Raw genomic sequence first — 13,881 nt, forward strand, 5'->3', positions numbered from 1 at the left:
CACCATGGCGTCTGTTCCTGCAGACGCCGGTGAATTCGACACCGTTCTGGCTTGCCTGATCCCGTCCGCGCTGGACGGGCTGGCAAGCCAGCTGCGCGAGATCACCGGATTCCAGCCTGCCGAAGCGCAGGTGCTGCTCGCCGCCACGCGCGAGCTATTGCTGGCCCAGCTGCACAGCAAACTCAGCCGCCTGCTGGTGCTGGAGCTCAATGCAGCGCGCGTCACCGGCCAGCTGCGCGCCGAGGACAGCGAAAGCCGCTGGCAAGAATTTCTTCAGTACGCGGCCACGCCCGAGTTCTGGGTCGGCCTGTGGGGCAGCGAGCAGTCGCCCGCCTCCTGCCCCTACCCCGATCTGCGCCAGCGCGTGCAAGGCTTGATCGAGGCCCGCTGCGCCAGTGCCGCCCGCTTTGCCCGGCGCTTTGCCCGCGACCGGGCGGGCTTGAGCGAGCTGCTGGGCCAGGACTGCGGCGCGCTGCAGGCGCTGGAGTTCGGCGCCGGCGACAGCCACAGCGGCGGCGAGACCGTGGCCCTGCTGAGCTGCCAAGGCGGCCGCCTGGTCTACAAACCGCGCTCGGTGGCTGTGGATCAGGCCCTGGCCGATTTCATCACCGAGCTGCAGGCCGATCTGCAAGCCCGCGCCGAAGCACCCAGCAGCATGCGCGTGCCCCGGGTGCTGCGCGGTGCCGATGACGACTGCGGCTGGAGCGAGTTCATCCCCCACCGCCATGTCCAGGGTCGGGCCGAGCTGCAGGCCTTCTACCGCGGCATCGGCCACTGGCTGGCCTTGATGCGCCTGCTGTCCGGCAGCGATCTGCATGCCGAGAACCTGATCGCCCACGGCCCGAATCCGGTGGTGGTCGATTGCGAGACCCTGTTCACACCCAAGCTCACGCCGATTCCCTCGGGCCTGGGCGCGGCGGCCGACCGGGCCGCGCGCCTGGTCGGCGGCACCGTGCTCAACGTCGGCCTGCTGCCCGGCCGCGGCATGGGCCTGGGCTGGCGCGGCGTGGACAACTCCGCCCTCGGCGCCCTGCCGGGCCAGCAACCCCTGCTGCCCCAGCCCGACATCCTGCAGAGCGGCTCCGACCAGGCCCACATCGGCCACCGCCTGATGGAGGCGCCGCTGGCCCAGAACCACCCCAGCGCCGAGCCCGATCTGGCCGAGTACTGGCCGCAGGTGCTGCAGGGCTTCGAGGGCCTGAGCCGCCTGCTGCAAGCGCTGGACCAGGACGGCTTGCTGGCGCCACGCCTGCGCCGTTTCGAGCCCTGCCGCATCCGCGTGGTGCCGCGCGCCACCGAGGTCTATGCCGAGCTGGCCCGCATGCTCTGGCACCCGGTCTCTCTGCACCGGCCCGCGCCGGCCATCGAGCGGGCCACCGACTTGCTGGCCCGCGCCGCGGCCCATCTGGCCATGGCTCCCAATGACCCGGACGTGATTGCGGCCGAAGTCGAAGACCTGTGCCAGGGCGATGTGCCCTGCTTCAGCGCCCTGGCCGGCCAAGGCCGGCTGCAAGGCCCCGGCGGCACGCATTGGCTGCCCGCTGGCAACTGGGTGGAGGAAGCGCTGCAGGACTGGCGCGCGGCCGACTTCGACCTGGAGCGCCACTGCATCCGCGCCGCCCTGGTCAGCGCCTTCATCAACGAGGGCTGGATGCCGGCCGAATGCTCGCTGACACCACAGCAGCTCGATCTGCACGGGCTGGACACGCGGCGGCGGCAGCAGGCCGCGGCCATCATGCGCCAGTTGGTCGCCACCGCCATCCTGGCACCGGGCGAGCGCGGCCACACCGAGGACCCCGGCCCCACCGTGGCCTGGATCGCCCCGGTGCTCAGCCCCACCGGCTGGGCGGTGCAGCCGCTGGACCCGGATCTCTACGGCGGCCTCTCCGGCATCGCCCTGCTGGTGGCGGCCTATCTGGCCGAGCAAGCGGCCGGGCGCGCCGATCCGGTGCCGGGCCTCGCCGCCCTGCTGCCCGCCCTGGTGCACAGCCTGCACCGGGCCGAGGACCAGCGCCATGCCGAGCGCTTCCGGCAGCGCGGCAAGACCCGCCCTCCTGCTGCCGGCGCCTACCTGGGCCTGGGCTCGCAGATCTGGGCCTGGTTGATGCTGGCCGAGCTGGCCCCGCGCCTGCTCGAGCCCGGCGGCTTGCGGCCGCAGGAATGCCTGGAGCGGGCCTGCGCCCTGGCCGAGCTGCTGCCCGAGGCTTGCGCGGCCGATGACATCCACGATGTGCTCAGCGGCAAGGCCGGCGCCATCCCGCCCCTGCTGCTGCTGGCCCGGCGCAGCGGCCAGGCGCGCTACCTGCAGATGGCCGTGGAGATCGGCGATCAGCTCTGCGCACAGGCAAGGCTGGAGCAACGCGGCGGCCAGACACTGGCCTGCTGGACGCACAGCCAGTGGCCCGAGGGCATGGGCGGCTTTGCCCACGGTGCCAGCGGCATGGCCTGGGCCCTGCAACAGCTGGCACGGGCCAGCGGAGAGGCCCGCTTTGCCGAGACCGCCGCAGCCGCCCAGTCCTTTGAAGACCAGCTCTGGAGCGAGGAAGACGGCAACTGGCTGGACCTGCGCGGCTTGGAAGGCGCCAAGACGGCCGCAGCCTGGTGCCACGGCGCCGTGGGCATCGGCCTGGCGACGCTGGATCTGGACCCGCAAGCCCAGCAGCCACAACAGGCCGAACGCGTGCGCCGCGCCGCGGCTGCCAGCTGGCGCCTGGGTCTGGGCTGGAACCACTGCGCCTGTCACGGGGATCTGGGCGTTTGGGAGCTGATGTCGCGCGCCCTGGATCTGGGGCTGGCCCCGGCAGGCCTGAGCCACGAGCAGCTGCTCGCCACCCTGCTCGGCAGCCTGGAGACCCATGGCCCGATCTGCGGCATCGCCCGCGATGTCTTTGTGCCGGGCCTGATGCCAGGCCTGGGCGGCGTGGCCTACCAGCTGCTGCGCGCCCACCCGGACAGCCGACTGCCCTCCATCCTGATCCCGGCCACGGCATGAGCGGAGACGCCCTCAGCCCGGAACTGGAGCGCCCCTACTGGCGCTTGCAGGACGAGGCCGATGCCGCCCGCCCCGGCGGCGGCGGATTGAGCGCAACCCGCCTGCTGGGGCGCCTGGCCCAGGCCGCGGTGCCACTGTGGCAGCTCTTGCGCGCAGCCGCACCCCGGGCCGGTGCGGGCCTGCTGCTGAGCCAGCTGCTGGTCGGCGCAGTCAGCGCCGCCGCCCTGCTGCTGAGCACCCGGGTGCTGGAGCCCCTGCTGGCCGGCGGCAACGCGGCCGAGCGCCTGCAGGCGGCCTGGCCCGATCTGCTGGGCCTGGCCGGCCTGCTGGCCCTGGGCCTGGCCCTGGAAAGCGCCAGCGCGCGGGCGCGCGCCCATCTGGTGCCCCAGCTGCGCCGGCTGGCCGAGGAGCGCCTGTTCCGCGCCAGCCTGCAGGTGGACCTGGCGGCATTTGACGACGCCGGTTTCTACGACCAGCTGCACCGCGCCCGCGACCGCGGTGTGCTGCACCTGGAAGGCGCGCTCGAGTGTGCGCTGGAGCTGCTGGCCGGCGCCATCGCAGTGCTGGCGGCCCTGCTGGCCCTGGCCTGGCTGCACGCCCTGCTGCCACCCTTGCTGCTCTTGGTTCTGATGCCCCAGGCCTGGGCGGTCTGGAGCGCGGCCCGTTTGCAGTACGCCAGCATGGCCACCACGGTCCGCCTCAGCCGCGAGACCGAGATGATGGCCGAGCTGGCCACCCAGCGCGAGGCGGCGGCCGAGATCCGCGCCCAGCAGGCGCCCGACTTTGTGATCGAGGCCTATGCCCGCAGCGCCGATGCCTTGCGCGACCATCTCGTCAGCCTGGGCCTGGCCGAGGCGCGGCGCCAGAGCCAAGGGCGCTGGCTGGCCGGCGCCGGCCTGGCGCTCACACTGGCCGGACTGGGCCTGCTGCTGCAGGCCGGCGCCCTGCCCCTGGCGGCGGCCGGCACGGCCGTGCTGGCCCTGCGCAGCGCCAGCGCCGCCCTGGAGCGCCTGACCCGCGCAGCCCACGAGCTGTTCGAGAAAAGCCTCTACATCGCCGACTACCAGGACTTTCTGCGCCAGGCCGAACAGCGCCGGCCGGCCTGCCCGCAAGGCGCCCTGCCCGCACCGGCCCAGCCCGGCACGATACGGGTGGAGGACCTGAGCTTTGCCTACCAGCCGGGGCGGCCGGTGCTGCAGGCCATCAATCTGGAAATCCAGGCCGGCCAGACTGTGGCCCTGGTGGGAGAGAACGGCAGCGGTAAGACCACCTTGGCCAAGCTGCTGGCCGGGCTCTACCAGCCCGACCGAGGGCGCATCTGCTGGGACGGCCAGGACATGGCCGACTTCGAAGCCGAGAGCCGTGCCGAGCGCATCGCCATGGTGCTGCAGGACCCGGTGCGCTGGCCGCGCAGCGCCCGCGACAATGTGCGCATCGGCCGCCACACCCGCCCGGACCCCGAGGACCGCGCCCTGCGGGCCGCCGCCCGCAGCGCTCGCGCCGACGAGGTGGTCGCCGGCCTGCCGCAGGGCTGGGACACGGTGCTGTCGCGTTACTTCCGCGGCGGCCAGGATTTGTCGGGCGGACAGTGGCAACGCCTGGCGGTGGCGCGCGGCCTGTTCCGCGATGCGCCCCTGGTGATCTGGGACGAGCCCACCGCCCCACTCGACGCGCGCGCCGAGGCGGCCGTCTACGACTCGCTGCGCCAGCTGGCCGCGGGCCGGACCGTGGTGCTGATCACCCACCGCCTGGCCAGCGTGCGCGCGGCCGACCGCATCTTCTTCATGGAGCGCGGCTGCCTGGTCGAGCAAGGCCGGCACGAGGAGCTGATGGCCCTGAACGGCCGCTATGCCGAGCTGGTGCGCTTGCAGAACCGCTTGCATGCCCTGCCCGACACCGACATGGGTGCCACCCATGACTGAGGCGCCCCACCCGGTGACCGCGCTGGACTGGTCGCCGCTGCTGCAGCGCTGGCAGGGTCAGGTCTTTCGCCCGGGTGAGCGCGCCGAAATCGGCGTGGGCAAGCAGCTGGCCGCCGCGGGCCGCCCCCTGCCCACATCCGCGCTGTGGCTGCGTGCGCGCAGCGAGTGCGATGTGCGGCGTGCGCTCGACTTTCTCGCCCGCCACGAGCAGGGCTTTGCCGTGCGCAGCGGCGGCCACTGCTTTGCCGACCTGTCCAGCCATGCCGAGGTGGTGCTGGACCTGAGTGAGCTGCGCCGCATGGAGCTGAACCTGCAAGGCCTGCGCGCCGGGCCCGGCGTCAGCGCCGGTGAAGCCAGTGCCTTCCTGACCTCGCGAGGCCGCCTGCTGCCCACCGGCGGCTGCCCTGGCGTGGCCCTGGGTGGCCTGGCCCTGGTCGGCGGCTTCGGCCTGCTGGGCCGGAGCCACGGTCTGGTCTGTGAGCAGGTTCAGGCCCTGCGCGTGGCCCTGCCCGGCGGCGATCTGGTCGAAGCCAGTGCGCATCACCATGCCGATCTGTTCTGGGCCCTGCGGGGGGCGGGCGCCGGGCAGTTCGGCGTGGTCACCGAGCTGCTCTTCGACACCCAGCCAGCCCAGGCCCTCAATGTGGTCCATGGGCGCTGGTCCTGGGACTGCGCAGCGGACGTGATCGAGGCCTGGCAGACCTTGGCGCCGGCGGCGGACCCGCGCGTGAACCTGGAACTGTCCCTGAGCGCCAGCGATGACCCCGAGGATGCCGACGAGGGCCCGCCACTGATTGAGCTGTTCGGCGTGGTCCTGGCCGAGGCCGAGGAGGTGCCGGCCCTGCTGGCCCCGTGGCGCCGCGCCCTGGGCAGCCTGGCCGAGGCCTTGTGTGAATGGCGCCTGCCGGCCGCCGCCGCCGCCAGCTATTTGTGCGGTCGCCTGGACCGGCGTTGCGAGCCGGCGTGGCAACCCAGCCAGCCCTACCGAGAACATGGCTACCAGTTCACTAAATCCGGCTTCTTCGCGCAGCGCCTGCCGGCTGGCGCCATCCAGGACCTGCTGGCCCATTTCGCCGCTGACCGTCGTTATGCCCAGTACCGGGAGCTGGAACTCATCCCCTGGGGCGGCGCCTACACCGCCACGTCAGACCAGCGGCCGCACGCCGACTGCGCGTTCAGTCACCGCGAGGCCCAGTTCATGATCCGTCACACCGCGGTGGTGGGCGCGCGCTCCAACGCCGAACTGCGCGCCCACGCGCGGCGCTGGGCCCAGGCCTCACGTGCCACCGTGGCCGCCGCCGGCAATGGCCGGGTCTACCAGGGCTACGCCGATCTCGAACTGCCGCAATGGGCCCAGGCCTACTACGGCGCTGATCTGCCGCGACTGCGCGCGCTCAAGAGCCGGCATGACCCATGGCTGCTGATGCAGCATGCCCAGGCCATCGAACCCAGCTTTCAGGATCTGCCCAAGGGCTGAGCTGAGACCGAAAGCCCATGAAAAAAGCAGCCCGAAGGCTGCTTGACCTGCGAGGCAGGACGGGTCGGACTCAGTCGGCACGGCGGCCGCGTCGCGCAGCCGCTGCCACAGCAAACAGGCCCAGGGCCATCAGGCCGTAGGTGGCGGGCTCAGGTACCGGGGTGGTGATGACGCTGCCGGGGCCGCTGACATTCAGGCTGTAGGCGCCGAACTCACTGGGGTCGAAACCGGTGGTGATGAAGAAATAGTTGGTGCCGGCCGTCAGATTGACGTTGAAGCCCGACAAACCAATGCTGGGCCGGTCGTCATTGCCGACCACCCCGTTGACCAAGGGAGTGGCCGGGTTGAAGGCGTCCTTGTAGATGAAGGTGAAGTTGTCCCAGCTGGCCGTCGCCGTGCTCAAAAAGTCGTAGGCACCGGTCACCGAGACCGTGAAGGGCAGCACCTCGTACTTGACGCCGGTGCCGGCCGAGGACAGGCCCGAGAAGCTGGCGAAAGGCCGGTTCCAGATGGCGCCATTGCTGGTGTCGCCGGTGAACACTTCGGCCTGTGCGCCGGCGGCGGCACAGATCAGGGCGGCAGCTACGGCCAGGCGATGGAGCGGAGCTGCGGCGCGGCGTGAGTCGGAGCAGGTGCGGGTGAACATGGTGATACGGTCCCTTGCAGTCTTGCTGTTGTGGTCGGTCGCGCCATGAAGGCAAACCAGATCGGGCGCGCCGGAATGAACACATCTCAAGCCCAGACGGCATGGCGTCGAAAGCGCCGTCCCAGCTGAACTTGCGATTTCATGCTATGCCCGGAAGACCAGGGGCTGGGAGGGCGGATGCCCGCAGCGCCGACGCGCCACGTCACGTGAAGCAGCTTCTGGGAAACCCTGAGGGTTGCGGGCCAAGACGGCCCAAAGCGATGCCGATCAAATGCCGAGGTAGGCGCGCCGCAGCCCCTCGAACTCCAGCTTGACCATGCCAAACATGGCGTGCATCACGCGGGCGGCCACGACGGGATCCGGGTCACGCAGCCAGGCGGGCAAGGGTCGGGGCACGATCTGCCAACTCAAGCCCCAGGGGTCGGTGATCCAGCCGCACTGCAGGGTCTTGCCACCGGCGTCCAGCAGGCGGCCCCAGATGCGATCGAGCTCGGCCTGGTCCTCGCAATCGACCGACAGCGAAACGGCCGGGCTCAGCGTGTACTGAGGCCCGCCATTGAGCAGTTGCAAGCTCATGCCGCCGAGCTCCAGGCGCGCCATCAAGAGGCTGCCGGGCGTGCCGGGGCCGGTCTCGCCCCAGTGCATCACATCGACGACGCGGCTGCCGGGAATCAGATCGAGGTAGAAGGCCATGGCCTCCTCGGCGCGGCCGTCGAACCACAGGCAGGTGGAGATCTGGGACATGGTCGGCTCCTTGGGACTGGGAAGGTCCTGGCGATCGATTGAAAAAACTCTCGAACGGGGGTTGCGCCGGCGCCTGGCCCCTCGCACGAGGTCAGCGGGCCAGGCAAGCCCTCGTCATTGACCGCCCGCCGCCTCCCGCGCGCGCTGCTGGCGCACCCGGTCGACATAGGTTTCGGCGCGGGCCAGCTCGGTCTTCAGGATGGCATTGTTCTGACCCATCACATCGATGGCCTTGGCGCGGAAGTTGTCCATCGCATCCATGGCCTGGAAGGTCTGGTTGAACATCTCTTTCATCTTGTCAATGCCCAGCATGGGGTTCTGCGCGAACTGGGTGGTCTGCTCGACGTGCTGGTTGAGCGCGCGGCCGGTCTCGCTGATCAGATTGCCGATGGTCGCGTTCACGCCCTGCAGCATCTCCATCACCTGGATCTGGTTGCCGGTGGCGCGCGCCACGGTCTGGGCCACGGCCAGGGCGCTCATGCCGGTGGTGGCCACACGGGTGCAGCCGTTGATCATTTCGCGGCCGGTCTTCTTCAGCACATCGAGGGCCAGATAACCGTTCACGCAGACGGCTTGCTGGGTCTGGATGTCCTGCAGGTTCTGGCGGGCGTAGAACAACACCTCCTGACGCAGGGCCTGGGCCCGCTGCGGGTCGCTGAGCTCCAGGGCCTGCACCTTGTCGGCCAGCTGGCTGTCCAGGGCGCCGGCAAAGCGCGCGGCGGCGGCGAGCTTTTGCATCGCGTCCCAGAGCTTGGCGCGGGTGGCCTCGATGTCGATCACATCTTTTTGCATGTCATCGCGGGCGGCGTAGAGCTGGCCCATCGAGGTCTTGAGCTGCTCGGCCGCGCTCTGGTACTTGCGGAAGTAAGCCTCCAGCTTGTTGCCGAAGGGGATGATGCCCAGCAGCTTGCGCGGCTGCAGCAGGTCGCCATCAGCGCCGGGGTTGAGCTCGTCGAGCTGGGCGCGGATCTCGGCAATCGCCTTGTAGGCCGGCGTGTCCTCGATGCCGGCGAAATTGCGGTTCATGAAGCGGCCCTGCATCAGCGAGGACGCATTGGAGATCTCTTCCTTGCCCAGGGCGAAGGCGCTGTCCAGGCGCTGTTTGAAGGCTTCGCTGTGCAGGTCTTCGCGGGCCAGGGCGTCGATGAACTGCAGCACTTGGGCATCGACCTGCTGGGCCAGCTCGGGCTTGAGCGGCACGGCCTCGCGCGTGGCCTCGGCGGCCACCGGGTGGATCACCTCGGGCGGCTGCAACTGGAAGGCGGGCGTGGCCGTGCGGGTCGGGGCGGACGGAGAGTTCATGGCTTGCGCTCCTCGGGGGCGGTGTTGAGTGCCGGGGCGTCCAGACCTTGCGGGCCGAACTTCTGGCTCAGGAATTTGGAATGGACGAGAAAGGCGTGGGCATCCTGCGCCGCCAGATCGTCGCCCAGCTGCAGCACCTTGGCTTCCAGCTCGGCCAGGGTGTCGGCGAAGGTGGCTTCGGCGGTCTTGCCGTTGTCCAGGACCTTGCGGCTGGCAAATGCCGCCGGAATCGACAGGTAGGTGTTGAGTGCCTCGGGCAGGTAGCGGATGGCGATGTGGCGCGCGTGAAAACTGTCCTGCAGGGAGAGATTGCCCTTGCTGCGCTCCCACTGCTGCAGCAGGCCATCGAGCGCCGTGCACAGGGCCAGCACGCGGCCCTGCAGGGCCGGCGGAATGCGCTGCTCGGGGTTGTACTCGGTCAGACGGCGCACGCCGTCGAGCGCGCGCTCCATGGCCTCGCGGGCATCGCCTTCGTCGCTGAACTGCAAGGCCTCCCAGGCCGGCTCGCGGCGGGACGGAAAGCCCCACCAAAGCCCGCCGATGACAAAGCCGGCGCCGTAGCCCAGAGCCGCCACACCGAGGCCCCAGCCAGCCCCCAGCAGGCCCACGGCCTTGAGCAGCAGCACCCCGCTGGCCAGGCCCAGGCCGCACCAGTTGGCCGGCGAGGCCACGAGCCGAAACACTGCCGCCGCCAGCCCCATCACTGATACGCCCGGATGTCCTTGAACACGCTGTACAGCGGCGTGCGGCGGGCATCGAAGACGCGACCGCCGGTGGTCTTGACCAGCGCTTTCAACTCGGCCTCGTTGGCCTCGCCAAAGACGACGACAAACACCGGAATCGCGCGCACGTCCTCGGGCAGGGCCTGGTAGTCGCGCTCGAACTGCGCCAGCGAGCGGCCCTTGTTGACCTCACCATCGGTGAAAGCCACGACCGAGTACTGGTAGCCGGGGTGCTGGTTGCGCTGCTCCAGCATCTGAGCCAGGGCCAGGTAGACCGCGTCGTAGAGCGCGGTGCCGCCTTTCATGCGCAGCTCGTCGGCGGTCTGGCGCACCTGGGCCAGGACCTGCTGCTTGGCCTCGCTGTCGGCCTGCTCGGCCACGCCGCGGCCGGCCTTGCCGGCGGCCGGCAGCTCGAAAGGCTGCAGCTCACCGGGCCGGTCCGAGAAGGGCAGCAACCAGAGCCGCTCGCGGTTGCTGAGGCGGGCGATGCGGCCGGTCAGCGAGGCATCGGCACCGGCGATGTAATGCAGGGCCTCGACCAGCTGCTGGCGCCGGCCGCCACCGGCCATGCTGCCGCTAGTGTCGAGCACGAAGGTCGAGGCAATCGGAGTGCGGAACTCGTTGAGGTAGGCGGCGATCAGGCCATCGGCCAGCGCCCGGTCGGGCGAGAAAGGCAGCTCGACCTGCAGGCCCTGGCGCGGCAGCACATCGGCCACGCGCTCGTTCAGCTCGGGTTTGATCGGGCGGCGCAGGGTCTGGCGCGCCAGCCAGAGCTGGGCCGGCTCGCTCTTGAGGTATTCGGCCACCTTGAGGTAGTCGGCCCGCTTGGCCTCGTTGAGCAGCATGAAGGGGTAGTCGGCCGTGCTGACGCCCTCATGCGGGTAGATCAGGGTCAGCTTTTCGCGCAGCTTGCCCGAGGCATTGAGGCTGAGCAGCCAGCTCTCGTAATTGATGAAGGCATTGACCTTGGGGCCTTGCTGCTGGATGAACTGCTCGGAGAGATAACTCGAGTTGTCACCGGGCAGCTTGTAGCCCTTGAGAAAATCGGCGATGGCGCCGCGGTCGACGTCGGCGGCGCTGAGGGCTTCGGACTTCTGGCTGGCCGCAGCCACGACCCCCATCAAGGCCATGAAGCCCTGGTTGGAGGTGGCGGGGTTGGACAGGGCATAGCGCAGCTGGCCGGCCTTGGCGGCGTTGGCGATGTCCTTCCAGGTCAGCTTGAGATCGGGCCGGTCCCAGCCCTCCTTGCGTGCATCGGACTCGCTGACGCCGATGGCGATCGGCGAGAGCATGATTTTTTCCTGCAGCTTGACCCGGCCCTGGCCCTGCGGGCTGGACAGCAGGTATTTGGCATTGGCGAACCAGGCGGCGTCGCTCTTGGCTTCGCCGCTGAGCACGGCCTCGGTGCTCTCCATGGTGCCGCCGAACTTGAGCTTCAGGCGCACGCCGGTGGCCTTGCGCACCATCTCCTGCAGCGGCTCCACATCCTTGAGGTCGCTGGTGGCCAGCACGGTGAAGTCCTCCTGGGCGGACTCCAGCTTGGGCATGTCGGCCGCCGGCGCTTGCTCGGCCTTGCGTCCGCAGCCGGCCGTGGCCAGCAAGAGCGCGCTCAGGGACGCCAGGCCCAGCCCTCGAATCCAAGGCATTGTGTTCACGCGGATCATTGCGCCATCTCCTGGGCCACCACCTCGATCATCTCGGCCATCAATTCAAAAGACGGCGGGTCCACCACCTGGGTCAGCCGCGGCTCGACGCCCAGGCCCGTGGCCTGCACGGTCTTGACGAAGCGGGCCGTGTCGGCGATGCGGAAACCGTACTCGACCGCAATGCCCTGCAGCTCTGCATCGTTGGCCAGCAGCTCGCCCAGGGCCTTGGCCCGCTCGTTCAGCGAGACGAACACCACCTTGTTGACGATGGTGGGCTGCGGGTAGAGCAGCACCATGTCCGCGCTGACGCCTTTTTTGGCCAGGGCATGGCTGACCAGCTGGTTCTCGTAGATGAAGGCCAGCGGCGTCTTGCCCATGCCGATGGCCACGTAGTCGTCGAAGTTGCCGTTGACGTAGTTTTCCTGGTAGCCCTGGCGCTTGAACAGCTCGGCCAGCTTGAGGGCGGTGGCGCGGGCGGTCGGCCGGTCGGTCACGACATCGCCGTTCAAGGCCTGGCTGGTCAGGGCCAGGTACATGGCGCCCGAGTTGCTGCGGCGAAGATCCGTGGTGGAGACCAGCACGCTGCGGCTGACCTCGTAGGCGCCCGCGTCCTTGAGCTCTTTCCACTTCTTCTTGGCCAGCATCAGCTGGGTCAGGGCCGCCATGTCCAGGCCATAGACCTTGGGCGAGAGCGGCTTGGCCAGGCCGTTGGCCACCAGGATGCGCGCCACCGGCTCCCAGGAGGCCACCACCATGGGCGTGTGGAAGGGCGCGAGCTGGGCCACGGGCAGCTGGGCCTTACGGGCGGCATCGACCACCTGGTTGGCGGCCACCACACCGGAGGGGAAGAAGAAATCGGCTGCGGTGTCACGGCTGGCGCCGTCGAGCTTGGCCGCCATGTCGCGGCTGCCAACCCGGGACACGCTGACTGGCAGGCGCGCGGCAGCCAAACGTTGGACCACGCGCGGGTCTTTGAAGAAGGTCTCCACATCCAAGGCGATCAAGCCCTTGAGCGGCAGCACGGCAGCCTGCTCGGCCGCTTCCAGCTGCGCCTGAGCCTCCTGCTTCTGCCCCCGCAGCGCCAGGAACAGGCTGCCACCAAAGGCCGCAGCCACCGCCACCGTGATCAATGCGCGCTTGCTCTTCGAGATCGCAGCCACAGGTCTCCCTCGCTGATTGGATTGCGCGCAAATATAGACGCAAAGCGGGGCGACAGACCGCCGTCATGGCGGCGGTGCAGCCCGCGCGACACGCTCACCGACAATCGCACCATGCGCAAGCGCCACGATGCCCACCTTCTTGAAGCCCCCCACGCAGCCACCCGACCTGCGCCCACGCGCCTGTGGCGCGGCCTGGCGCTGATGCTGGCCGGGGGCGGGCTCTTGGCTCTGTCGAGCTGGGTGTTCGGCCCCGAGGGGCTGAAGGTGGAGCAGGTGGCCAAGACCTGGCGGCTGGAGATCGAGGTGGAGCGCCGCACCCTGGAAACCGGCAGCGGCTGGTGTGACGAGATGCCCGAGGGCGCCCAGTTGCTGAGCCGCCGCCTGCTCGACAGCGACCCCAGCGGCCAACGCAGCGGTGCCCTGGAGCATTGCCACTATCGCGCCCTGCAATGGCGCACCTCGTACCTGGCGCTGCGCCAAGGCCAGGCGCCCGAGGCACCGCAATGGCCCCGGCCCGATCTGCGCCCCGGCGACCCCGAACGCCAGGGTCTGGGCGAAGAACGCTTGGGCAAGCGGCAAAGCTTTTACGAGCTGCAGCTGCGTGCCAGTGACGGGCGGCAGTGGAGCTGCCGGCAAAGCCTGGAAGACTGGCAGACTCGACCCGAGAAAGCCCGCTACCGCGTTCGGGTGGATCGTTACGGCGTGGCCAACTGCGCCAGCCTGCCGCCCCTGAGGCTGCCGGCGCGCGGCCGCTGAAGCCGGACACCCCAGCCCAGCACCTGCCTCATTTCGCGGCAGGACAAGTTTCTCCCTTTGGCATCAAGCACTTGCCGGGCTCGCCCGCAGCTTGCCCACGGACTTGTCCACAGCGCTCGGGGACAAGCTCCGCCGAGGGCTGGGGCCGGCCGTTTGCGGGGGCTGCATCCACATTGCTCGATTTCGCAGCAGGGCAAGAAAAACTCAATCGGATCAGACACTTGCAGCCACCGCCCGCAGCTTGCCCACGCACTTGTCCACAGAGGCTGGGGACAGTGCAGCGGGCCCAGCCCTGTCAGAACTTACACATGTCGCCGCACGGGCTTGTGTCCATCATGCGCGGGCCGGTGTCGAGCGGTCCCGGCGCCGCTGCAGGCGCGATCCATCCACCCATCCGTCCGTCCTGCGGCTTCACCTCACGCGACATGTTTGTCGAGAAAGAGCCTTCTCCATGCGACACCTATCCAGCTTGAGCCTTTCCGGGCTCGCCCTTGCTGCCAGTCTGAGCAGCCTT

Annotated in this window: 10 protein-coding genes; 4 read left to right on the forward strand and 6 right to left on the reverse strand. The window is 69.6% G+C overall.

The genetic code is table 11. The features are described 5' to 3' along the window. Positions 1 to 4 precede the first annotated feature (4 nt). Genes OOB33_RS21975 through OOB33_RS21985 form a run of 3 tightly spaced genes read left to right on the forward strand, consistent with a single transcriptional unit; the run spans position 5 to position 6,391 of the window. Positions 5 to 2,992, forward strand: coding sequence for a type 2 lanthipeptide synthetase LanM family protein (locus OOB33_RS21975; protein WP_271010223.1), 2,988 nt, complete (start codon positions 5 to 7; stop codon positions 2,990 to 2,992). Next, positions 2,989 to 4,914: an ABC transporter ATP-binding protein gene (locus OOB33_RS21980; RefSeq protein ID WP_271010224.1), complete on the forward strand. Its 1,926-nt coding sequence runs from the start codon at positions 2,989 to 2,991 to the stop codon at positions 4,912 to 4,914. Before OOB33_RS21975 ends, OOB33_RS21980 begins: the two co-directional genes overlap by 4 nt. Beyond that, positions 4,907 to 6,391: an FAD-binding oxidoreductase gene (locus OOB33_RS21985; protein ID WP_271010225.1), complete on the forward strand. Its 1,485-nt coding sequence runs from the start codon at positions 4,907 to 4,909 to the stop codon at positions 6,389 to 6,391. The genes OOB33_RS21980 and OOB33_RS21985 overlap by 8 nt, the downstream gene beginning before the upstream one ends. A gap of 70 nt (positions 6,392 to 6,461) precedes the next feature. Here the strand turns inward: OOB33_RS21985 and OOB33_RS21990 are convergent, their stop codons facing one another. The 6 genes from OOB33_RS21990 to OOB33_RS22015 form a co-directional block, all read right to left on the reverse strand. Further along, entirely contained in the window at positions 6,462 to 7,037 is a 576-nt protein-coding gene (locus tag OOB33_RS21990; protein ID WP_102766391.1) for a PEP-CTERM sorting domain-containing protein, read from the reverse strand. A gap of 267 nt (positions 7,038 to 7,304) precedes the next feature. Then, the gene (locus tag OOB33_RS21995) at positions 7,305 to 7,781 is read right to left on the reverse strand and encodes a VOC family protein (protein WP_271010226.1); all 477 of its coding nucleotides are present in this window, start codon (positions 7,779 to 7,781) and stop codon (positions 7,305 to 7,307) included. 114 nt (positions 7,782 to 7,895) lie between these two features. Continuing rightward, a complete protein-coding gene (locus tag OOB33_RS22000) occupies positions 7,896 to 9,083 on the reverse strand; it encodes a toxic anion resistance protein (protein ID WP_271010227.1) in 1,188 nt (395 codons plus the stop codon). Continuing rightward, positions 9,080 to 9,766 carry a hypothetical protein gene (locus OOB33_RS22005; protein ID WP_271010228.1) on the reverse strand — a complete coding sequence of 229 codons (687 nt, stop codon included), beginning with the start codon at positions 9,764 to 9,766 and terminating at the stop codon, positions 9,080 to 9,082. The genes OOB33_RS22000 and OOB33_RS22005 overlap by 4 nt, the downstream gene beginning before the upstream one ends. 17 nt (positions 9,767 to 9,783) lie before the next feature. After that, positions 9,784 to 11,451, reverse strand: a complete 1,668-nt coding sequence (locus OOB33_RS22010) for a vWA domain-containing protein (protein ID WP_271010518.1) — start codon at positions 11,449 to 11,451, stop codon at positions 9,784 to 9,786. A gap of 14 nt (positions 11,452 to 11,465) precedes the next feature. Continuing rightward, positions 11,466 to 12,611, reverse strand: coding sequence for a hypothetical protein (locus OOB33_RS22015; RefSeq protein ID WP_102766386.1), 1,146 nt, complete (start codon positions 12,609 to 12,611; stop codon positions 11,466 to 11,468). A gap of 111 nt (positions 12,612 to 12,722) precedes the next feature. Between OOB33_RS22015 and OOB33_RS22020 the strand changes: the two genes are divergently transcribed. After that, on the forward strand, positions 12,723 to 13,367 hold the full coding sequence (locus OOB33_RS22020) for a hypothetical protein (RefSeq protein WP_271010229.1): 645 nt from the start codon (positions 12,723 to 12,725) through the stop codon (positions 13,365 to 13,367). Positions 13,368 to 13,881: the final 514 nt, after the last annotated feature.

The organism is Paucibacter sp. B51, from assembly GCF_027863535.1.
Taxonomy (GTDB): Bacteria; Pseudomonadota; Gammaproteobacteria; order Burkholderiales; family Burkholderiaceae_C; genus Paucibacter_A; species Paucibacter_A aquatilis.

Excerpts from the sequence above, each read along its gene's own strand:
- OOB33_RS21975 (WP_271010223.1), top strand. The coding sequence starts at position 5 with ATGGCGTCTGTTCCTGCAGACGCCGGTGAATTCGACACCGTTCTGGCT.
- OOB33_RS21980 (WP_271010224.1), top strand. The coding sequence starts at position 2,989 with ATGAGCGGAGACGCCCTCAGCCCGGAACTGGAGCGCCCCTACTGGCGC.
- OOB33_RS21985 (WP_271010225.1), top strand. The coding sequence starts at position 4,907 with ATGACTGAGGCGCCCCACCCGGTGACCGCGCTGGACTGGTCGCCGCTG.
- OOB33_RS21990 (WP_102766391.1), bottom strand. The coding sequence starts at position 7,037 with ATGTTCACCCGCACCTGCTCCGACTCACGCCGCGCCGCAGCTCCGCTC.
- OOB33_RS21995 (WP_271010226.1), bottom strand. The coding sequence starts at position 7,781 with ATGTCCCAGATCTCCACCTGCCTGTGGTTCGACGGCCGCGCCGAGGAG.
- OOB33_RS22000 (WP_271010227.1), bottom strand. The coding sequence starts at position 9,083 with ATGAACTCTCCGTCCGCCCCGACCCGCACGGCCACGCCCGCCTTCCAG.
- OOB33_RS22010 (WP_271010518.1), bottom strand. The coding sequence starts at position 11,451 with ATGCCTTGGATTCGAGGGCTGGGCCTGGCGTCCCTGAGCGCGCTCTTG.
- OOB33_RS22020 (WP_271010229.1), top strand. The coding sequence starts at position 12,723 with ATGCGCAAGCGCCACGATGCCCACCTTCTTGAAGCCCCCCACGCAGCC.